This is a genomic window from Oscillospiraceae bacterium (assembly GCA_025758045.1).
In the GTDB taxonomy this organism is placed as follows: domain Bacteria; phylum Bacillota; class Clostridia; order Oscillospirales; family Ruminococcaceae; genus Gemmiger.
Genome location: CP107208.1, coordinates 791,181 through 810,932 on the forward strand (window position 1 = coordinate 791,181; position 19,752 = coordinate 810,932).

17 protein-coding genes, 1 riboswitch and 1 other annotated feature are annotated in these 19,752 nt (G+C 58.2%); of the genes, 4 read left to right on the forward strand and 13 right to left on the reverse strand.

Annotated features, from left to right (window positions below):
* Positions 1-62 precede the first annotated feature (62 nt).
* Genes OGM81_03895 through OGM81_03905 form a run of 3 tightly spaced genes read right to left on the reverse strand, consistent with a single transcriptional unit; the run spans position 63 to position 2,119 of the window.
* A complete protein-coding gene (locus tag OGM81_03895) occupies positions 63-641 on the reverse strand; it encodes a pentapeptide repeat-containing protein (GenBank protein ID UYJ44286.1) in 579 nt (192 codons plus the stop codon).
* The gene (locus OGM81_03900) at positions 634-1,719 is read right to left on the reverse strand and encodes an acyltransferase family protein (GenBank protein ID UYJ44287.1); all 1,086 of its coding nucleotides are present in this window, start codon (positions 1,717-1,719) and stop codon (positions 634-636) included. The genes OGM81_03895 and OGM81_03900 overlap by 8 nt, the downstream gene beginning before the upstream one ends.
* A gap of 19 nt (positions 1,720-1,738) precedes the next feature.
* On the reverse strand, positions 1,739-2,119 hold the full coding sequence (locus OGM81_03905) for a transcriptional repressor (GenBank protein ID UYJ44288.1): 381 nt from the start codon (positions 2,117-2,119) through the stop codon (positions 1,739-1,741).
* Positions 2,120-2,316: 197 nt separating this feature from the next.
* Here OGM81_03905 and OGM81_03910 point away from each other — a divergent pair, with 197 nt between their 5' ends.
* A complete protein-coding gene (locus OGM81_03910; GenBank protein ID UYJ44289.1) occupies positions 2,317-2,859 on the forward strand; it encodes a rubrerythrin family protein in 543 nt (180 codons plus the stop codon).
* A gap of 67 nt (positions 2,860-2,926) precedes the next feature.
* Here OGM81_03910 and OGM81_03915 read toward each other — a convergent pair whose 3' ends face one another.
* From OGM81_03915 to asnB, 6 genes are all read right to left on the reverse strand, one after another.
* Positions 2,927-3,919, reverse strand: a complete 993-nt coding sequence (locus tag OGM81_03915) for an ABC transporter permease (GenBank protein UYJ44290.1) — start codon at positions 3,917-3,919, stop codon at positions 2,927-2,929.
* Between the two features lies 1 nt (position 3,920).
* Positions 3,921-5,024, reverse strand: coding sequence for an ABC transporter permease (locus OGM81_03920; GenBank protein ID UYJ44291.1), 1,104 nt, complete (start codon positions 5,022-5,024; stop codon positions 3,921-3,923).
* Positions 5,021-6,559: an ABC transporter ATP-binding protein gene (locus tag OGM81_03925; protein UYJ44292.1), complete on the reverse strand. Its 1,539-nt coding sequence runs from the start codon at positions 6,557-6,559 to the stop codon at positions 5,021-5,023. The genes OGM81_03920 and OGM81_03925 overlap by 4 nt, the downstream gene beginning before the upstream one ends.
* A gap of 133 nt (positions 6,560-6,692) precedes the next feature.
* Positions 6,693-8,015 (reverse strand): BMP family ABC transporter substrate-binding protein, encoded by a 1,323-nt coding sequence (locus OGM81_03930; protein UYJ44293.1) that lies wholly within the window; start codon positions 8,013-8,015, stop codon positions 6,693-6,695.
* 329 nt (positions 8,016-8,344) lie between these two features.
* Positions 8,345-8,926 carry a folate family ECF transporter S component gene (locus tag OGM81_03935; GenBank protein ID UYJ44294.1) on the reverse strand — a complete coding sequence of 194 codons (582 nt, stop codon included), beginning with the start codon at positions 8,924-8,926 and terminating at the stop codon, positions 8,345-8,347.
* A gap of 93 nt (positions 8,927-9,019) precedes the next feature.
* A riboswitch (THF riboswitch) is annotated at positions 9,020-9,120 on the reverse strand.
* A 190-nt stretch (positions 9,121-9,310) separates the two neighbouring features.
* A complete protein-coding gene (asnB, locus tag OGM81_03940; protein UYJ44295.1) occupies positions 9,311-10,891 on the reverse strand; it encodes an asparagine synthase B in 1,581 nt (526 codons plus the stop codon).
* A 529-nt stretch (positions 10,892-11,420) separates the two neighbouring features.
* Here asnB and OGM81_03945 point away from each other — a divergent pair.
* The 3 genes from OGM81_03945 to OGM81_03955 all read left to right on the forward strand — a co-directional run bounded on the left by OGM81_03945 (position 11,421) and on the right by OGM81_03955 (position 13,945).
* Positions 11,421-12,161 carry an ATP-binding cassette domain-containing protein gene (locus OGM81_03945; protein UYJ44296.1) on the forward strand — a complete coding sequence of 247 codons (741 nt, stop codon included), beginning with the start codon at positions 11,421-11,423 and terminating at the stop codon, positions 12,159-12,161.
* Entirely contained in the window at positions 12,161-13,078 is a 918-nt protein-coding gene (locus tag OGM81_03950) for a SufD family Fe-S cluster assembly protein (protein ID UYJ44965.1), read from the forward strand. The genes OGM81_03945 and OGM81_03950 overlap by 1 nt, the downstream gene beginning before the upstream one ends.
* Positions 13,079-13,258: 180 nt before the next feature.
* Complete coding sequence (locus OGM81_03955; protein UYJ44297.1) at positions 13,259-13,945, forward strand: VanZ family protein; 687 nt, start codon at positions 13,259-13,261, stop codon at positions 13,943-13,945.
* Between the two features lie 301 nt (positions 13,946-14,246).
* On the opposite strand, the gene ilvD is transcribed toward OGM81_03955, so the two are convergent.
* From ilvD to ilvB, 4 genes are all read right to left on the reverse strand, one after another.
* Positions 14,247-15,905, reverse strand: coding sequence for a dihydroxy-acid dehydratase (gene ilvD / locus OGM81_03960; protein ID UYJ44298.1), 1,659 nt, complete (start codon positions 15,903-15,905; stop codon positions 14,247-14,249).
* Positions 15,906-15,967: 62 nt separating this feature from the next.
* Positions 15,968-16,987, reverse strand: coding sequence for a ketol-acid reductoisomerase (gene ilvC, locus OGM81_03965; GenBank protein UYJ44299.1), 1,020 nt, complete (start codon positions 16,985-16,987; stop codon positions 15,968-15,970).
* 136 nt (positions 16,988-17,123) lie between these two features.
* Positions 17,124-17,708, reverse strand: coding sequence for an acetolactate synthase small subunit (ilvN, locus tag OGM81_03970; protein ID UYJ44300.1), 585 nt, complete (start codon positions 17,706-17,708; stop codon positions 17,124-17,126).
* Between the two features lie 10 nt (positions 17,709-17,718).
* Entirely contained in the window at positions 17,719-19,383 is a 1,665-nt protein-coding gene (gene ilvB / locus OGM81_03975) for a biosynthetic-type acetolactate synthase large subunit (protein ID UYJ44301.1), read from the reverse strand.
* Between the two features lie 83 nt (positions 19,384-19,466).
* Positions 19,467-19,711 (reverse strand) — a binding site (T-box leader).
* Between the last annotated feature and the right edge of the window lie 41 nt (positions 19,712-19,752).

Below are 19,752 nucleotides of genomic sequence, written 5' to 3' on the forward strand. Positions count from 1 at the left end.
TCTTTTGCTCTAAGTTCGATTAAAATTCTTTTCGCTTACCTTTTCTCATAAGAAAAGGTAAGTTATTCGATGACCAGCCCAAACCCGTTCAGCAGTGCGATCACATCCGGGAAGCTGAACCGCGCACCTTTCATCTGGTTGTCACTGGGGTCGATGCGGTAGCCGGTGGCCTCGCGGAAATCCGCCTTTTGCAGGTCGCATCGGCTGAACGCTGTGCTGCTCAGGGCCACGCCGCGGAAATCCGCGCCCGCCAGTTTGCAATCGTCAAACACGCAGTCGCCAAAGGTACATTTACTGAAATCAAACTGCTTCAGCGCCATGCCGGAAAACTCATTGTAGCGGAACTCGCACTGCTCGGCCCTGCCAAAGGGCTGCACCAGGGCACTGCGTCCCTGCAGGCCGCCCCAAGCAATGGACCGGAAGGCACAGTGCAGCAGCCAGGCGTCGCTCATCTGGCAAAAGCTGAACACCACGTCGCTCCAGGCACAGCGGTCGAAGGTGCAGCCGAGAAAGCTGCACGCCGTAATGCGCGCACCGCTCCAGCGGCAGTTGATAAACGTGCAGTCGTTGAACTCGGCATCATGCAGAAAATCCGGCGCTACATTGTCAAAGGTTTCGCCCTGGTAATACTGCTTAGCCACGGCGCACCGCCTTTTTCAGGCGGACCCACACCGCGTAAGCCAGCAGCGGCAGCGCAAGGCCGGCCGCCGTGTAGGCCACCCACCAGGCCCCGCCGGTAAAGTAGATGGGGAATGCCGCCAGCAGATAGCTCTCGCCGCCAGTGGCCAGCAGGCCCAGCCAGGTGACGGGCTTGAACGCCAGGAAATGCAAGATCACAATGGGCATCGTGGCGCGCCCCAGTGCGCTGAAAGCGCCGCTCACTGCGGGCACGCGCGCCAGCAGGTGGGCACCCTCATACACCAGCATCCAGCCCGCCAGGCTGGCCGCCAGCAGGTAGAGCGGGCCGGGGTAGCTGTTGCCCGCCAGGCCTACGCTGCCGAACTGCCCCAGCACCAGCAGCACCACAAAGGCCCCGGCGCAGCACAGCGCTCCGCGCGCCGGGCCATGGGGATGCTGCACCTGGTGTAGTACAACACCCAAGTAAAACAGGCAGTAGCAGCTGGCCGCAATGCCCAGGCCCCAGACGTTCCAGCCAATGCGCTGGGCCTGCCAGCCGAGCCAGAGCAGCACGCCGGCAAGCAGCCCTTGCGGGATCAGCGTATCGCCGCTGCGCAGCAGTTTTTTCAACAAAAACTCTACGCCCGCATACAATAGAGATATCTGGAACAGCGCCTGAATGAACCACATAGCGCCGCCCAGCTGGGTGCCGCCGTCAAAAACGCTCCAGTGGGCTGTGCGGCCGATAATGTCCTTGATGGTCACCGGCGTGGTGATAAGGTTGCCGGGCAGATCGAGGATACGCTCGTCCCCTGTCAGGATGTTTACTTTTAAAAACAGGTTGGTCAGCAGGGTGTACACCGTGTTGGCCGCCACAAAGGGCAGCCACAGCGTGACCACCTTGCGCTTGGCAAAGCGGGCCAGCCGATGGGCGCTTTCGCCCGTGTGGGGAGAGAAAAACCACCCGCTGAGCATAAAAAAGAGCGCCATGTGGAATAAATAGATAAAGCTGGAACCGGGGAACCCCGCGTGCCCCAGCACCATCAGCACAATGCCGATGCCGCGCATACTGTCCAGCACAGGGTCGCGCTGTTTGGCCATAGCAAAGCCTTCTTTCTTGTTATTCATCCGCAGGCTTGGCCGCGCGGCACTTGGGGCACAGGTAGTGGATGGTCAATGTATAGCCGCGCACCTCGGTGCCGATGGCCGCCTCCACCTCCCGCATCAGGCCCACTACCGGCAGGTCCGCCAGGTGGCCGCAGCCGTCGCACAGCAGGTGGCCGTGGGGGCTGGGGTTGTAATCGTACCGGTCGGGGCCGCCGGGCATTTCCAGGTGGCCGATCTCACCGTCCAGCTCCATCATCTTTAAGTTGCGGTACACCGTGCCACGGGCAATGTGGGGCATCCGCAGCCGGGCCTCATTAAACAGCTCGTCCGCCGTCAGGTGCTGGGGGCTTTTCTCGCGCATGATGTCTAAGATCAGGGCGCGTTGACGGGTCATGGAAAGCACTCCTTTCAAATTAAGATTTCATCTTAAATATACAATACACGAAAGCCGCGCCGCTGTCAAGCTTTGTGCAAAGCAACCAATAATTATTCCTGAAATTTGGCTTGACAAGCCCCGAAAATTCGGTATAATAGAAGCAAATCAAGACAAATTCCTAAAAATTAAAAAATATTATAAACGGAGGCAATACTATGGAACTGAGAGGCAGCAAGACAGAGAAAAACCTGTGGGAGGCTTTCGCTGGTGAAAGCCAGGCCCGCAACAAGTACACCTTCTTCGCATCCAAGGCAAAAAAAGAGGGCTATGAGCAGCTGGCCGCGATTTTTACCGAAACCGCCAACAACGAGAAAGAGCACGCCAAGATCTGGTTCAAACTGCTGATGGAAAACGGCGAGATTCCCGACACCCTGACCTGCCTGAAGATGGCCGCCGCCGGCGAGAACGAGGAGCATACCTCGATGTACCCGCGCATGGCCGCCGAAGCCAAGGAAGAGGGCTTTACCCAGATCGCCGCGCTGTTCACGATGGTGGCCGCTATCGAGAAGGACCACGAGGAACGCTACAAGCAGTTGGCCGCCAATATCGAGGCCGGCAAGGTCTACGCCCGCGAGACCGAGCAGGTCTGGCAGTGCCGCAACTGCGGTTACACCTATATCGGCCAGCACGCCCCACTCAAGTGCCCGGTATGCGCCCATCCCCAGAGCTATTTTGAGCTGAAGAGCAAGAACTACTAAGCTATCCCCTGCCCGCAAACAGAAAGAGGAGCCTGACAGCAGGCTCCTCTTTTTTGCATGCAATGTTTCAGCGTTCCTCTCGGAAGTAAGGCAGACCCAGGTGTGCGGGGGGCTGGTCCTCTTTCTTTTTGCGCATGGAAACGGCGATCAGCACCAGCACGGTGACGACGTAGGGCAGCATCTGCACCAGGTCGGTCATGTAGCTGGCCAGCGTGATGCCCAGCAGCGTGGGCAGGAACTGATACAGCCAGTACAGCATGCCGAACAGGTAGGCACCCCAGATGGCGTTGAGCGGCTTCCAGGTAGTAAAGATGACCAGCGCCACGGCCAGCCAGCCCAAAGCTTCGATCTGGCCGGTGGTAGCCCAGATGCCCTGGTTGTAGTCCAGCACGTAGTACAGGCCGCCGATGCCGCAGATGCCTGCGCCGATACAGGTGGACAGATACTTGTACAGTGTAACGTTGATGCCGGCGGCGTCCGCGGTGGCGGGGTTCTCGCCCACAGCGCGCAGGTTCAGACCCGCGCGGGTGCGGGTGAGGAACCAGTGCATGGCCACCGCCAGCACGATGGCGGCGTACACCAGAAAGCCGTAGGAGAAGATGACCTGCCCCACGGTGCCCAGACCCGACAGCACCGGGATCTTGGCGGCGAAGGCCTTGTTGGCAACAGGGGCAGCAGAGTAGCTGGCACCGTCCAGGATAAAGACACCGAAGAAGTTGGCCACGCCCTTGCCGAAAGTGGTCAGCGCCAGGCCGGTGACGTTCTGGTTGGCGCGCAGGGAGATGGTCAGGAAGGCGTAGATCAGGCCGCCCAGCATCGAGGCTGCAATGGCGCAGAGCGTGGCGATCAGGATGCTGACCAGCCCGTTAGGGTTGGCGGCGGTGTTCTCATAGGCCCAGGCGCTGGCAAAACCGGCAAAGCCGCCCAAGTACATAATGCCGGGCACGCCCAGATTCAGGTTGCCGGATTTCTCGGTCACGGTCTCGCCCAATGCGCCGTACATAATGATGGTGCCAAAGGGGATAGCGCGCATGATCCATGCAATTAAACTGCTGTGCATATCACTTGCCCTCCTTATGTGCGCCGCGCAGGATGAGGCGGTAGTTGATGAAGAATTCACTGCCCAAAATGAAGAACAGGATGATGCCGGTGATGATGTCGGCGGCATACTCATTCAGCGAGTAGGCCGAAGCGATCTCGGATGCGCCGCGCTCCAAAAAGACGAGCAGGAAGGAGATCAGCGCCATATAGAAGGTGTTGAACTTGGCCAGCCAGGCCACGATGATGGCCGTAAAGCCGCGGCCGCCTGCCGAGGTGGTGGCAATGGTCTGGTCCTTACCGGCGACGATGAGGAAGCCGCACAGGCCGCAGACCGCGCCGGAGATGAGCATGGTGCGCACCGTAACGCGGCGGACATTGATGCCGGCATAGCGGGCCGTATTCTCGCTTTCGCCCACAACGCTGATCTCATAGCCCTGCTTGGAGAACTTGAGGTAGGCATACATGGCAAAGGTCAGCACGATGACGACGATGATGTTGATGGTGTAGCGCTGGCCCATAATGATGGGGAACCAGCCTGCCTTGGTAGCCTTGTTCAGGGTGCCCAGGCTGGAGGCCTGGCCGCGCATGATGTTGGTCATGCAGGCAACAATGCTCGTGGCAACGTAGTTCATCATCAGGGTGAACAGCGTCTCGTTGGTACCCCAGCGGGACTTGAACCAGGCGGGCACAAAGCCCCACAGCGCACCGGCGGCCATACTGCCGATGGCCATAGTCGCAAACAACACCGGAGTGGGCAGGTTGTTGCCCTGGTAGACCATGACCAGCGCGGCGATCAGGCCGCCGATCAGGATCTGACCTTCGCCGCCGCAGTTCCAAAAGCGCATCTTAAAGGCAGGCGCCAGCGCGATGCCGACGCACAGCAGGATGGACAGGTCGCGCAGCATCCAGCTGAAGCGGGTCATGTTGGCAAAGGTGCCGCCCCACATAACGCCGTAGACGGCCAGCGGGTTCAGACCGGTGACGAAGTAGATAAACAGCGCATCTACGACCAATGCCAGCAAAATGGCAATGGCACGCACCGCGATCTTCTGGGGCATCGTAGTGCCCTCGCGCTTGGCAATACGCAGCAGCGGTTCACGCACTGCGGTACTGGACTGACTCATGCCTTAACCTCCTTTACCAGATTGGTCATGCGGTTGCCGACTTCCTCCTTGGTGGTCTTGCGGCCATCCAGGATGCCGTTGACCTTGCCGCCGCAAAGCACGACGATGCGGTCGCACAGCTCCAGCAGCACGTCCAGGTCCTCGCCCACATAGATGACGGCGACGCCTTTTTTCTTCTGCTCGTTCAGCAGGTGGTAGATCGTGTAGGAGGTGTTGATGTCCAGGCCGCGCACGGCGTAGGCGGTCATCAGCACAATGGGGTCGGCGGCCAGTTCACGGCCGACCAGCACCTTCTGCACGTTGCCGCCGGACAGGCGGGAGACCGGGGTGTTCAAATCCGGCGTTACAACGTTCAGCTCTTTTTTAATAGTCTCGGCCAGGTCGTGGGGAGCCTTACGGTCCACGATGGGCGAATGGCCCTTGCCGTAACTTTTCAGCATCATGTTATCGGTCATGCCCATGGAGCCGACCAGACCCATGCCCAAGCGGTCCTCCGGCACGAAGGACAGGTGGATGCCTGCCTCCCGGATGGCCTTGGGGCTTTTGCCGATGAGCTGCACCGGGGCGGAAGCGTCGGGAGCGTAATACTCCACGCTGGCGCCGCGCTGGGTGGGCTGCAATCCGGCGATGGCCTCCAGCAGTTCCTTCTGGCCGTTGCCGGAGATACCGGCGATGCCCAAGATTTCGCCGCCGTACACATCAAAGCTGGCGTCGTCCAGCACGGTGATGCCGTCGGCGCTGCGGACGGTCAGGTGCTGGATGTCCAGGCGCTTGACCGGGTTCACGGGTTCGGGGCGCTCGATGTTCAGTTCCACTTTTTCACCCACCATCATGGCGGTCAGGGTGGCTTCGTCAGCGTCCCTGGTGGCAATATCTCCCACATACTCACCCTTGCGCAGGATGGCCACGCGGTCGCTGATGGCCAGCACCTCGTGCAGTTTGTGGGTGATGATGATGACGGCCTTGCCGTCGGCTTTCATGTTGCGGATGACCGTGAAGAGGCGCTCGGTCTCCTGGGGGGTCAGCACGGCGGTGGGCTCGTCCAGGATCAGGATGTCCGCACCGCGGTACAGCACCTTGACGATCTCCAGCGTCTGCTTCTGGCTGACGCTCATCTCGTAGACTTTCTGGTCCAGATCCAGGGCAAACTGGTATTTTTCGCAGATGGCGCGGGCTTTTTCGTGGACCTTTTTCAGGTCGAACCTGCCGCCGCCCATGGAAAGGGCGATGTTTTCGGTGGCGGTAAACACATCCACCAGTTTGAAGTGCTGGTGGATCATGCCGATGCCCAGATCCAGCGCATCGCGGGGGGATCGGATGGTAACAGCCTTGTCCCCCACGTAGATCTCGCCCTCATCGGGGTAGTAGATGCCGGCGATCATGTTCATCAGGGTCGTCTTGCCGCTGCCGTTTTCCCCCAGCAGGGCCAGGATCTCGCCCCGGCGCACGCTCAGCGAGACATCCTTGTTAGCCACCACAGGGCCAAAGGTCTTGGTGACGTGCTGCAAACGCACGGCGTATTCGGTCTGCGCCATTCTGCAGGCTCCTCTCACAGGTTATTTTTTCAGAGTTATTTGAGTTATTTAAAGGAAGAAACATTTTATAAAACCACCAAAAGGGAAGGCTGCGGATTTGCCGCAGTCTTCCCTCTTGGGTACCTGTCAGCGATCAGGCAACAGGGTCAGCATCTTCGATGATGCCGTCAATGCGCAGGGAGAAAGTGGGGGCTGCGCGCAGCTCGCCCTCATGGAAGTAACCGTCGGAGATAGCCTCCTTGGTCTCGCCCTGGTAGACAGCAACGGGAGAACCGGTGCTGTAATCATAGTAGGTCAGGTCAACAGGAGCGGTGGTAACAGTCTCGCCGCCAACGGTGAACTTGCTGGTGTCGAAGACATGCAGGCTGCCGTCTTTCAGAGCAGCCTCGACCTCAGCGACCTTCTCGGCGGTGCCGTCAGCGCACTCGGGGCCAAGGTCGGTGATGGCAACAGCGCCATCCTCGTAGCCCTTGCACCAATCCTGCGGGATGCTGCCAGCCTGGGCGCCCTCGAACAGTTCTTTGTAGTAGACCTTCCAGACGTTGGTGGCGGAGGTCAGGGCAGCGGTGGGAGCGGTTGCCAGCATATCGATGTTGTAACCGATGGAGTAGCAGATCTTGCCGGAATCCTTCAGCTTCTGGGTAGCGGCGGGAGCACCGGTGGAGTCTGCGTGCTGGCCGATGATGACAGCGCCGTTGGCGATCAGAGCCTCAGCGGCAGCGCCCTCCTTGTCGATGTCGAACCAGGAGTTGGTGTACATGACTTCCATCTCAACATCGGGGTAAACGCTCTGGACACCCAGGAAGAAAGCGGTGTAGCCGGAGACAACCTCGGCGTAGTTGTAAGCGCCGACGTAGCCGATCTTGACCTTGCCGTCAGCGGTGAAGCTGTCGGGCTGGGTCTCGGGGGTCAGGGTGCCGGACTCGACCAGCTCCTTAACCTTCATGCCAGCGACAACGCCGGAGACATAGCGGCTCTGGTAAACAGCGGTGAACGCATTGTAGAAGTTATCGAGGTCGGAGTTGGCGGCGAAGTCGCCGGTCATGGCCACGAAGTTGACATCGGGGTACTTCTCGGCTTCCTCGACCATGTAGGTCTGGTGGCCGTAGGAGTTGGAGATGATCAGGTTGCAGCCCTGGCCGACCAGGTCCTCGGCGGCGTCAGCAGTCTTGCCGCCCTCAGGGATCTTGTACTTCCAGACGATCTGGTCGTCGCTCATGCCCAGCTCAGCAGCGGCTTCCTTGATACCATTGATGTGCGCGGCGCTGTAGCCCTCGGTCTCATCGCCCAGGATGATGGCGCCGACTTTGACGTCGGGTGCCTGGTTATCGCTGCTGCCCTCAGCAGTAGCGGTGGTACCGGCGGCGCTGCTGGCAGCAGTGTCAGCGGTGGAACCACAGGCAGCCAGGCTGAACACCATAGAGGCGGCCAGCAGAATACCCATCAGTTTCTTCATGTGTGTTGTTCCTCCCTGTTATGTGTGCATAAAAACGGCAAAAATGCGTCGATTCTTCCTGACTTTTGCCGGGGAGTGACGCATTTCGTTACTTTGCAAGACCCATTGTAACCACTTTACAAACGCTTTGCAATGATTTTTAAATTTTTGTAAAAACTTTGGCGAAAGGCGTAAATGTTTTACCCACACGCACACGCCAATAGGCAGGACGCACAAACAAAAAAAGCAAAAGTCATACTTTACTTGTGTAAAAAGTATGACTTTTACCGTTTGCTTGCAGTTTGATCTTTTGCTTTGTTTTGCGGCTGCTCCGGGGCCGGGTGTGCTGCTTAGCGTTTGTGGATGTACTTGCGGTCCAGCCCGTAGTTGACGGCGGCGTTGAGCACCGCCCACATCAAAAAGACTTCCACCGGCAGCATCAGCGTGTTTTTGATGGCGCCGGAGGTCAGGTAGTAGAGATAGCCCTTGCCGTAGAGCATGGCCTTCCACACGCTGCCCAACAGCACGTTGCTGCCGTAATTGATAATAAGCCGCACCACAATAATGCGCAGCAGCGTTGGTTTGCGCTTGTACAGCAGCACGCCGTAGATGAAGCCCGACAGCACCGCCGTGACGAGGTAGCCGGGGAAATACGGCTCGCCGTAGCTGGAGAGCAGAAACCCTACCGAGTCGATGATGGCACCGGCCATCATGCCCACGCAGGGGCCGTAGCACATGCAGCCCAGACCGACCACCAGAAAGCTGAAGTAAATTTTAAGGCTTGGCCCCAGCAGGTAGATGGGCAGACCCTCCAGCACGATGGCCATGGCGCAGACCAGGCCCGCAAAAGCCAGCACGCGGACGTTGCGGAACTCCGCCCGGGCGGTGCGCCAGTAGGCTGGTGAAAAGACGGACAATTTTGCTTCCTGCATACAAAAAACCTCCTTGCGTATGCGGATGCCGCACAAGCAAGGAGGCAATAATAAGGTGTGCCAGGCACACCCGCCGTTGCACACCTTTTATGCAGCAGTGGGATGCGGGACCCGCACCGCAGGCCGCTTTGGCCTTTCGTCCTGCCACAACTCCCCGTTGGTCAGGCACTTTACGCGCGTGTCCCTACTCTGCGAAAAAATATTGGGTTACAAGCCTATTATACACGGGATGGATAGAAATGCAAGCACACCTTTGCAAAAACAGGCTGCACGGGCGCTGCCCTACCCCTGTAGGGGAGCATTCTATATGCTCCCGCGGGCGGATGCAAGCATCCGCCCCTACGCATTCCCCATAGGTTCGCATTGCTCGCCCCTACCCTTTCTTTACACGCCGCTGGCACCGTAGTTGGACAGCACGCGGGCGCTGGGGTCATCGACGTTGCAGCCGGGCCAGGCCTTGTTGGGCATCCAGTAATCCACGATCATCTCCGCCTGGCCGGGATAGTATTTTTCAAAAATTTCACGGTACAGCAGGCTTTCTTTGGTAAAGGGGCGGCAATAGGTATACTGGCCGCACTTCTCGGCAAATTCGCGGTCGGTATACACGGTCCCGGCGTATTCTTTCAGGTCGTCCACCATCGAGTGGCCCACAGCGTCGCTGAAGGCAGCCTTTTCACGCCAGAGGATGCTCTCGGGCAGCCAATCACCTTCAAAGGCCTTGCGCAGCAGGTACTTGCCCATGCCATAAATGTTCAGCTTCTTTTCGGGGTCGATGGCCATAACGTACTTGACGAAATCCAGGTCACCGAAGGGCACGCGGGCCTCCAGGCTGTTGACGCTGATGGAACGGTCGGCGCGCAGCACATCGTACATATACAGTTCGCGGATGCGCTTCTGGCTCTCGGTCTGGAAGGCGGCGGCGCTGGGGGCGAAGTCGGTGTACTTGTAGCCGAACAACTCGTCGGAGATCTCGCCGGTCAACAGCACGCGGATGTCGGTGTGCTCATGGATGTACTTGCAGACGAGGTACATACCCACCGAAGCGCGGATGGTGGTGATGTCCCAGGTGCCCAGCATGGCGATGACTTTTTCCAGCGCTTCAAGAACGATTTGCTTGTTGATGATGACCTCGGTGTGGTCGGCATGGAGGTAATCGGCCACCTGCTTGGCGTATTTCAGGTCGATGGCGTCCTCGCTCATGCCGATGGCGAAGGTGCGGATGGGCTTGCCCAGCTTTTTAGCTGCAATGGCGCAAACCAGGCTGGAGTCCAGGCCGCCGGAAAGCAGGAAGCCCACGGGGGTGTCGGCATCCAGCCGCTTATCCACGCCAGCCACCAGCTTTTCGCGGATGTTCGTCAAAATTTCAGGCAGTTCATCCTGGCTGTAGGCCGGGGTATCGGCGATGTCGCAGTAGCGCACAAACTGGCCGTTGCAGTAGTAGCTGCCGATGGGGAACGGATAGATCTTTTTGCACAGCCCAATGAGGTTTTTGGCCTCGGAGGCAAAGGCGATATGGCCGCTCTCGCTGTAGCCGTAGAACAGCGGGCGGATGCCGATGGGGTCGCGGGCAGCGATGAGCAGCTTTTTGCGGCTGTCGTACAGAATCATGGCAAACTCGGCGTCCAGATGCTTGAACATGTCCAGGCCGTACTTGTAGTACAGCGGCAGGATGATCTCGCAGTCGGAGTCTGACTCAAAGGTGTAGCCTTCAGCTTCCAGTTCGGCCTTGACGGGGCGGAAGCCGTACAGCTCGCCGTTGCAGGCAACGCAATCGGCACCGCGGAAGAAGGGCTGCATGCCCTCCGGCGTAAGGCCCATAATGGCCAGGCGGCCGAAGCCCAGCAGGCCGAACTCGGTCTCGGCGACGCGCTGGTCGTCCGGGCCGCGGCTGGTGGTGCGCAGCAGATACTCAGTAAACGTTTCCTTGGGCAGATCATGCCCGGCATAACCCATGATACAGCACATTTTGGTGACACTCCTTTAGATTTCCAACACCTGTTATTCCCCCGAACGGCAATAAAAAAAGACAGCCCATTCGCCCTGCATTAGGACGAATCGCTGTCTTGGATCCGCGGTGCCACCTAAATTACCGCAGCCGAAATAATGGCATACGGTCACTTTTTCCGTACACGTTCACCTTTGAAACGCTGCCGCTGTAACGCACGGCCTGCGGCATCCCCTACTCCTCTGCGGTTTCAGTTTGCAGCTGTCAGGTGTTCTTTCGCGCCCCGTCCCCGTCCCGGCTTACACCAGATGTCGGGCTCTCTGTGCGGATGTTGGGCGGTACTTTTCCCGGTCATCGCTTTTATCAGCTAAAGCATAGCACCATTTTGGGGCCGTGTCAAGCGTTTTTGGGTAGTTTTAGCTAACAGACCGTTTGGATTTTATTTTGCCTAAAATCCACCTTTTTATAGGGTTTTATCTTGTTTTGGGCGTTTTGGCATGGTACAATAAACTGCAGAGCATTATTTATTAACGGAGGAATCACCTTTTTATGTTAGAGCTTCGTCATGTCGGCTTTGAGACCGACGACAATAAAGAGATTCTGCGGGATGTCAGCCTGACTGTGCAGGACCGTTTTGTGGCCATCACCGGCCCCAACGGCGGCGGCAAATCCACGCTGGCCAAAGTCATTGCCGGTATCTACCAGCCCACCAGCGGCCAAATTTTGCTGGACGGCGTGGACATTACCCACATGTCCATCACCGACCGCGCCAACCTGGGCCTGAGTTACGCCTTCCAGCAGCCGGTGCGCTTCAAGGGGCTGCGGGTCAAGGACCTGCTGAGCCTGGCCGCCGGCAAAAATACCAGCGTCAACGAGGCCTGCAGCTATCTGAGCGAGGTCGGTCTGTGCGCCCGTGATTATGTGGACCGTGAGCTGAACGACAGCCTGTCCGGCGGCGAGCTGAAGCGCATCGAAATCGCCATGGTGCTGGCCCGCGGCACCAAGCTGTCCATCTTCGATGAGCCGGAGGCGGGCATCGATCTGTGGAGCTTCCAGAACCTCATCCGCGTGTTTGAAAAGATGTACGAGCAGACCCGCGGCAGCATCCTGATCATCAGCCATCAGGAGCGCATTTTGAACATTGCCGACAAAATTGTCGTTATTAAAAACGGCCAGGTGGAAAAAGAGGGCGCCCGTGCGGACATCCTGCCCGCCCTGCTGGGCAGTGCCGACGCCGGCAGCCCGGCCTGCAGTGTGCTGGCCGACAAAGTGGAAGGGGTGCGCAAATGATCGACGCAATTGAACAAAACCTGCTGCGGGAGGTCGCCGACCTGGACAGCCTGCCCGTAGGCGCTTACAACATCCGCGCCAATGGCCAGCTGGCGGGCCGCAACACCACCGCCAACATTGACATCGTGACCAAGGACGACAAGCCCGGCATCGACATTTACATCCGCCCGTTCACCAAAAACGAGAGCGTGCACATTCCCGTTATCCTGAGCCAGACCGGCCTGACCGATCTGGTGTACAACGATTTCCACATCGGCGAGGGCGCGGACGTGACCATCATCGCCGGCTGCGGCATCCACAACTGCGGCGGCGGCAACGCCCAGCACGACGGCATCCACACCTTCTATCTGGCCAAAAACGCCAAGCTGCGCTACGTGGAAAAGCACTACGGCGAGGGCGACGGCCGCGGCAAGCAGGTGATGAACCCCACCACCATCGTGCACCTGGCCGAGGGTGCGCAGATGGAGATGGAGACCACCCAGATCGCCGGTATCGACGATACCATGCGCAAAACCAGCGGTGATCTGGCCGAGGGCGCCAGCCTGGTCATCCACGAGAAGATCATGACCACCGGCGACCAGCATGCTGTGACCGATTTTGACGTAGACCTGAACGGCGAGGGCTGCTCGGCCAACGTGGTAAGCCGCAGCGTGGCCAAGGACGTGAGCAAGCAGGAGTTTATCAGCCACATCAACGGCAACTGCGCCTGCGCGGGCCACTCCGAGTGCGACGCCATCATCATGGACCACGCCTCGGTCATTGCCAGCCCGGCCCTGACCGCCAACAGTGTGGACGCCAGCCTGATCCACGAAGCCGCCATCGGCAAGATTGCCGGTGAACAGCTCATCAAGCTGATGACCCTTGGCCTGACCGAAAAGGAAGCCGAGGACCAGATTGTGAACGGATTTTTGAAGTAAGTTTTCACAACAAAACAGCCGCCCGGCGCAGAACCGGGCGGCTGTTTTTGTTGACGATGCGTAGAAAATTGCGTATACTGTGAAGTAGGCAATTCGGAAATCGTAACACATCCGAAATACAAGTAAGGAACTTGTTGCTATACCATAGAATAAAAAGGAAGGGGTTCTAGCATTAGGGATATGAAGATTAAAAGAAAACATAGTTTCCAATTTATGACAATATTATATTTTATAATCGTATTCTGTATGTGTATCACTCGATTTAATATCATCATGACTCTTGTCGGCGGTCCACTAACAAGAATTGATGCAGTCAACATGATACCCTTTCATAGCATCAGAGAGAATTTAAAGTATGGACACAGTCCTATTTCATGGGATATGCTTTATAATATAGTCATGTTTGTGCCATTCGGAATTATATATTGCTATTATCAGAAAACATTTTGCATATATAAAGCAATCGGCTTGTCGGTCTTAACAACATTTTCAATTGAAATGGCACAGTTTATTTTTAAAACAGGCGTTGTGGATATAGATGACCTTATTGTAAATACAATTGGCAGTTTAGTTGGTATCTTCTTTTATATTGCACTACAAAAAATATTGCAACGGGCACAAATGTTGGATGTACACGAAGTAATTGATACAGTTGCAACAATACTGCCTCCGTTATTCATCACCTTCGTTGTCAAAATGTTTTTTGGCGATGGTTCACCAAAGCTGCTTTTTATTCACAATATAGTTCTAATAAGCTATGGTATTTTCGACTATACATTTTTAATAAATGATTTTTCCTGGAAATCAAAGCTGTTTTACGCAGCATTTTATGTTGGGATTTTCTGGTTGCTCCTTGCCATACTATAGAAAATATAGTTGCAGGTAAAATCATTTCTGCATACCATGCACAGATTGCTAAACTCTAGGGCAATACCGCATAATTCTAAGTGCCGATACGGCGAGCGAGGTGCGGCAGCTGCTAAGCCAAAAGCGCAGATAATACTTTGTGTATTATCGAGCATTTTGGCAACGCAGATGCCGTGCCGCAGCCGCCGGAGCGGTGCTTAAGCCGTCAGGCGGGAATTGTGCGGTGTTGCTCTAGTTTTTCATTCAGCAAAAAAACGGCCTGCCCGTCAATGTACAACGAGCAGGTCGCTTTTATTTGCGATTATTTCAGCACAGCACCCAGGTTGGCGCTGGTGACAAGGCGGGCGTAGCGGGCCAGCCAGCCGGTCTTGATGTTCGGCTCGGGCTGGACATAGGCGGCCTTGCGGGCGGCCAGCTCTTCGTCGCTGACGGCCAGATGGATGGACGCATTCGGGATGTCGATCTCGATGGTGTCGCCTTCCTTGACCAGACCGATGGGACCGCCGGAGGCAGCCTCCGGGCTGACGTGGCCGATGGCCGCACCGCGGGATGCACCGGAGAAACGGCCGTCGGTGATGAGGGCCACGGTGGTATCCAGCTTCATGCCCGCCAGCGCACTGGTGGGGTTGAGCATCTCGCGCATGCCGGGGCCGCCCTTAGGACCTTCGTAGCGAATGACCACCACGTCGCCGGGGTGGATCTCGCCCGCATAGATGGCGGCAATGGCGGTGTCCTCGCTGTCAAAGACGCGGGCCGGGCCGCTGTGGACCTGCATTTCGGGCGCAACGGCGCTGCGCTTGACCACGCAGCCGTCCGGGGCGATGTTGCCCCACAAAATCTGCAGGCCGCCGGTCTTGGAGTAGGGGTTGTCGATGGAGCGGATGGCCTTGTCGTTCATGATATGGGCACCCTGGATGTTCTCGCCCAGGGTCTTGCCGGTAACGGTAGGAACATCCAGGTCCAGCAGGTCAGCCTTAGCCAGCTCGGCCTGCACCGCCGGGATGCCGCCTGCTTCGTACAGGTCGGGCATATGGGTGGGGCCCGCCGGGGCCAGGTGGCACAGGTTGGGTGTTTTGGCGCTGATCTCATTGAAGAGGTTCAGGTCGATGGGGCAGCCTGCCTCCTGGGCAATAGCCAGCAGGTGCAGCACCGTGTTGGTGGAGCAGCCCAGCGCCATATCGCAGGTCAGGGCGTTGCGGATGGAACGCTCGTTGATGATCTGGCGGGCAGTGACGCCGCGCTTGACCAGATTCATGATGGCCATACCGGCGTGCTTTGCCAGCTGCAGACGCTTGGAGTAAACCGCCGGGATGGTGCCGTTGCCGGGCAGTGCAATGCCGATGGCCTCACACAGGCAGTTCATGCTGTTGGCCGTGTACATGCCGGAGCAGGAGCCGCAGCCGGGGCAGCAGTTGCAGGTGCAGTCCTCCAGCTGCTCATCGTTGATAAGCCCGGCCTTGTAGGCACCGACAGCTTCGAACATTTTGGACAGGCTGACTTCCTCACCGCCGTAACGGCCGGCCAGCATGGGTCCGCCGGAGCAGACGATGGCGGGCACATCCATACGCACTGCCGCCATGACCATGCCGGGCACAATTTTATCGCAGTTGGGCACCAGCACCAGGCCGTCCAGCTGGTGGGCCATGTACATGGTCTCGACGCTGTCGCAGATCAGTTCACGGCTGGCCAGGGAATATTTCATGCCCACATGACCCATAGCGATGCCGTCGCAGACACCGATGGCAGGAATCAGAATGGGGGTGCCGCCTGCCATGCGCACGCCGTCCTTGACGGCCTGGGCCAGCTTGTCCAGGTTCATGTGGCCGGGCACGATCTCGCTGTAGGCGGAAACCACGCCGATCAGCGGGCGGTCCAGTTCCTCCGGCGTGTAGCCCAAAGCATAGAACAGGCTGCGGTTCGGTGCCCGTTCGGGGCCTTTTTTGACGTTATCGCTGTTCATTTTTTCTCTCCGTTTATCCAAAAGGCCTTCCCCGCAGGGGGGAAGGCGTTGTTTTGTTAAAATTACTTCTTCAGCCAGCTCATCATCTTACGCAGCTCGGCGCCGACCTTCTCGATGGGGTGCTCGGCAGCCATGCGGCGCTGTGCCAGGAAGTGGGTCTTGCGGCCGCCCTTGGGGCTCATCTCGGTCAGGAACTCGGATGCGAAGGTGCCGTCCTGGATCTCCTTCAGGACCTGCTTCATCTCCTTGCGGGTATCCTCGGTGATCAGGCGCTTGCCGGTGCGGTAGTCGCCGTACTCAGCAGTGTTGGAGATAGAGTAGCGCATCTTGGAGAAGCCGCCCTCGTTGATCAGGTCAACGATCAGCTTCATCTCGTGGCAGGTCTCGAAGTAAGCCATCTCGGGGGCGTAACCAGCCTCGACCAGGGTGTCGAAGCCAGCCTGGATCAGCTCGCAGACGCCGCCGCAGAGGACAGCCTGCTCGCCGAACAGGTCGGTCTCGGTCTCCTCCTTGAAGGTGGTCTCCAGGATGCCTGCACGGCCGGCGCCGATGCCGGAAGCGTAGGCCAGGGCGATCTCCTTAGCCTTGCCGGTGTAGTCCTGCTCGACGCAGATCAGAGAGGGGCAACCCTCGCCCTCGGTGTACAAGCGGCGGACGATGTGGCCGGGGCCCTTGGGGGCGATCATGATGACGTCAACGTTCTTCGGCGGGGTGATGGTCTTGAAGTGGATGTTGAAGCCGTGAGCGAAGGCCAGGGCCTTGCCCTCGGTCATGTAGGGGGCGACCTGGCTGTTGTAGATGTCAGCGCACAGCTCGTCGGGAACCAGCATCATAACAACGTCGCCAGCCTTGGCAGCCTCTTCGACTTCCATGACCTTGAAGTTCTCGTGGGTGGCGGCGAACTCAGAGGCTTTCTCCCAGTGGGCAGAGCCTTTGCGCAGACCGACGACGACGTTGACGCCGCTCTCGGCCAGGTTTTCGGAGTGGGCGTGGCCCTGGGAACCAAAACCGATGACAGCAACCGTCTTGCCGTCGAGAACGCCGAGGTTGCAGTCGGAATCATAATACTTGTTGATAGCCATGGTGGGTGTCTCCTTTTTAATGTTGAATTTTTTTATTTTTAATTTTTAACGAAAAACAAATTGTGTGGATACCGTTTTGTAGGGGCGGATACAAGCATCGACCCCTACGGATTGGTGGAAGATTTCAACCTTTTTGCTATTTCTGCGGGCAATGGGTGCCCGGCAGGGGCAACTGCGCATCCCGCACTTCCTGTGCGGGCTTTTGCATGTGCTGGTGTTTGCCGCCGCGCTCCAGCGCGGTTACGCCGGTACGGCAGAGCTCCAAGATCTCGTAGCCATTGAACATGGTCAGGAACGCGTCGATCTTATCGGGCTTGCCGGTCAGCTCAAAGACCATGCTGTCCGGCGACAGATCGATGATCTTGGCCTTGTAGATGCTGGAAATTTCCCGCAGCTCGGCGCGGCTGTGGTTGTCGCAAGCCACCTTTAAAAGCAACAGCTCGCGCTGCAGGCTCTTTTCGGGGTCCAGCTCAAAGACCTGGCGGGTGACTTCCAGCCGCTCGGTCTGCAAGATCAGCTGGCTGAGGGCCTGCTCGCTGCCGCGCAGCGTGACCGTGATACGGCTGATGGAGGGGTCGTTGGTGGCCGAGACCGTCAGGCTGTCGATGTTGAAGCCGCGGCGGCAGAACAGGCTGGCCACGCGGGCCAGAACACCGTTGCTGTTATCCACCAGCAGGCTGATGACCCGGCGCTGGTTATTGGGGTTTTGTGTCTGTTCCATGCAGCTCACCTCATTCCATGATGATGTCTTCGATCGTGCCGCCGCCGGGGATCATGGGCAGCACTTTTTCGTCCTTGCCGATGCGGCAGTCGATCCAGCTGGGGCCTTGCTGCTTCATGGCATCGGTGAAAGCGGCCTTGAACTCCGCCGGAGTAGTGGCACGGTAGCCCTTGGCACCAAAGGCCTCGGCCAGCTTGACGAAATCGGTCTTGCGGTGGGGGTCGGTGTCGGAGTAGCGCTTCTCGTAGAAGGTCGTCTGCCACTGGCGGACCATGCCCAACACCTGGTTGTTGAAGATGACCGTGATGATGGGCAGGTCGTAGCTGACAGCGGTGCAGCCTTCGTTGAGGTTCATGTGGAAGGAGCCGTCGCCGGTGAGCATGACCACACGGGCATCGCGGCCCAGGGCCATTTGCGCGCCGATGGCCGCGCCGTAGCCGAAGCCCATCGTGCCCAGGCCGCCGCTGGTGAGGAATCCGCGGGATTTGGTGTGGTGCAGATATTGCGCAGCCCACATCTGATGCTGGCCGACGTCGGTAACATAAACAGCTTCAGGCCCGGCCTGTTCGCAGATCTCGTTGATGATCTGATGGGGTTTCAATTCGGTGTCACTATCCACAGGTTTGTAGTCCATGGCCTGCCAGACGTGGATCTGATCCATCCAATCGGCGTGCTTGGCCTCTTTAACGTGGGGCAGGATGGCCTGCAAAACGTAGCTGGCGTCGCCGGTCAGGCTCAGGTCGATGTCCACGTTCTTGCCCAGCTCGCTGGGGTCGATGTCGATCTGGATGATCTTGGCACGTTTGGCGAAGGCGTCAGGGTTCAGGGCCACGCGGTCGCTGAAGCGGGTGCCCACGGCGATGACCAGGTCGGCCTCGTCGATGGCCTTGTTGGCAGTGTAGCAGCCGTGCATGCCCAGCAGGCCGAGGTTATGCTCTTCGCCGTAGCTCAGCACACCGGCAGCCATCAGGGTGTAGGTAGCGGGGATGTCGGCCTTGGTCAGCAGGTCGCGCAGGGGCTGGCAGCCCACCGCACTGCGCACACCGCCGCCGAAGTAGACGATGGGGCGCTTGGCCTCGTTGATCATGGCGGCGGCTTTCTGCACGTCCTCCTCATTATAAGAGGTAACGGTGCGGATCAGCTCCGGCTCTTTGGGGGTGAACTCGCAGACCGCGGCGGTGACGTCCTTGGGGATGTCCACCAGTACCGGGCCTTTGCGGCCGGATTGGGCAATGCGGAAAGCCGCACGCATCGTGTCGGCCAGATCCTCGACCCGGCGCACGGTGTAGTTATGTTTGGTGATGGGCATCGTGATGCCCTCGATGTAGGCTTCCTGGAAGGAGTCCTTGCCCAGCAGGGTGGTGGCCACGTTGCCGGTGAAGGCGACCATGGGCACGCTGTCCATGTAGGCGGTGGCGATGCCGGTGACCAGGTTGGTGGCACCGGGGCCGCTGGTGGCCAGCACCACGCCGGTGCGGCCCGTGGCGCGGGCGTAACCGTCGGCCGCATGGGAAGCGCCCTGCTCGTGGGCGGTCAGCACGTGGCGGATTCGGTCAGAATTTTTGTACAGCTCATCGTAAAGATTCAGAACCGCGCCGCCGGGGTAGCCGAACAGGGTATCCACGCCCTGCTCGACCAGGACCTCGACGAAGATCTGTGAACCGGTCAATTTCATCGTGTTTGCTCCTTCCTGAACTTGCCCGCCTCTAAGGCAAAAAAGTCTTGCGGGTATAAAAAACAGCCTTTGCCTCTTTCGTTCAAAGAGACAAAGGCTGTGAATCAGCTCTCTGCGGTACCACTCTTTTTGGAGCGCCTGCTCCCACCTCATGGGCTTCCAACAAAGCCCGGCACTGTAACGGGTGCGCCCGTATCCCCCTAATAGGTTTCGTTCGGGTGATCTGCTCCGGGATCAGTTCGCAGCTCGTTTCTCCTTCTGCCTTGCACCGACCGGCAGTTCTCTGCAGGGAACGTGACTGTTACTAACTTCCCATCCAAGCATTTAGATTTGTGTTAAACTATACCGCAATTTTTCAGGGTTGTCAAG

What these genes read in the sequence shown, in the direction of transcription:
- OGM81_03920 (UYJ44291.1), bottom strand. Translation starts at nt 5,024, where the DNA reads ATGAGTCAGTCCAGTACCGCAGTGCGTGAACCGCTGCTGCGTATTGCC.
- OGM81_03945 (UYJ44296.1), top strand. Translation starts at nt 11,421, where the DNA reads ATGTTAGAGCTTCGTCATGTCGGCTTTGAGACCGACGACAATAAAGAG.
- OGM81_03925 (UYJ44292.1), bottom strand. Translation starts at nt 6,559, where the DNA reads ATGGCGCAGACCGAATACGCCGTGCGTTTGCAGCACGTCACCAAGACC.
- OGM81_03915 (UYJ44290.1), bottom strand. Translation starts at nt 3,919, where the DNA reads ATGCACAGCAGTTTAATTGCATGGATCATGCGCGCTATCCCCTTTGGC.
- ilvN (UYJ44300.1), bottom strand. Translation starts at nt 17,708, where the DNA reads ATGGAACAGACACAAAACCCCAATAACCAGCGCCGGGTCATCAGCCTG.
- ilvD (UYJ44298.1), bottom strand. Translation starts at nt 15,905, where the DNA reads ATGAACAGCGATAACGTCAAAAAAGGCCCCGAACGGGCACCGAACCGC.
- OGM81_03910 (UYJ44289.1), top strand. Translation starts at nt 2,317, where the DNA reads ATGGAACTGAGAGGCAGCAAGACAGAGAAAAACCTGTGGGAGGCTTTC.
- OGM81_03930 (UYJ44293.1), bottom strand. Translation starts at nt 8,015, where the DNA reads ATGAAGAAACTGATGGGTATTCTGCTGGCCGCCTCTATGGTGTTCAGC.
- ilvB (UYJ44301.1), bottom strand. Translation starts at nt 19,383, where the DNA reads ATGAAATTGACCGGTTCACAGATCTTCGTCGAGGTCCTGGTCGAGCAG.
- ilvC (UYJ44299.1), bottom strand. Translation starts at nt 16,987, where the DNA reads ATGGCTATCAACAAGTATTATGATTCCGACTGCAACCTCGGCGTTCTC.
- asnB (UYJ44295.1), bottom strand. Translation starts at nt 10,891, where the DNA reads ATGTGCTGTATCATGGGTTATGCCGGGCATGATCTGCCCAAGGAAACG.
- OGM81_03905 (UYJ44288.1), bottom strand. Translation starts at nt 2,119, where the DNA reads ATGACCCGTCAACGCGCCCTGATCTTAGACATCATGCGCGAGAAAAGC.
- OGM81_03900 (UYJ44287.1), bottom strand. Translation starts at nt 1,719, where the DNA reads ATGGCCAAACAGCGCGACCCTGTGCTGGACAGTATGCGCGGCATCGGC.
- OGM81_03935 (UYJ44294.1), bottom strand. Translation starts at nt 8,926, where the DNA reads ATGCAGGAAGCAAAATTGTCCGTCTTTTCACCAGCCTACTGGCGCACC.
- OGM81_03955 (UYJ44297.1), top strand. Translation starts at nt 13,259, where the DNA reads ATGAAGATTAAAAGAAAACATAGTTTCCAATTTATGACAATATTATAT.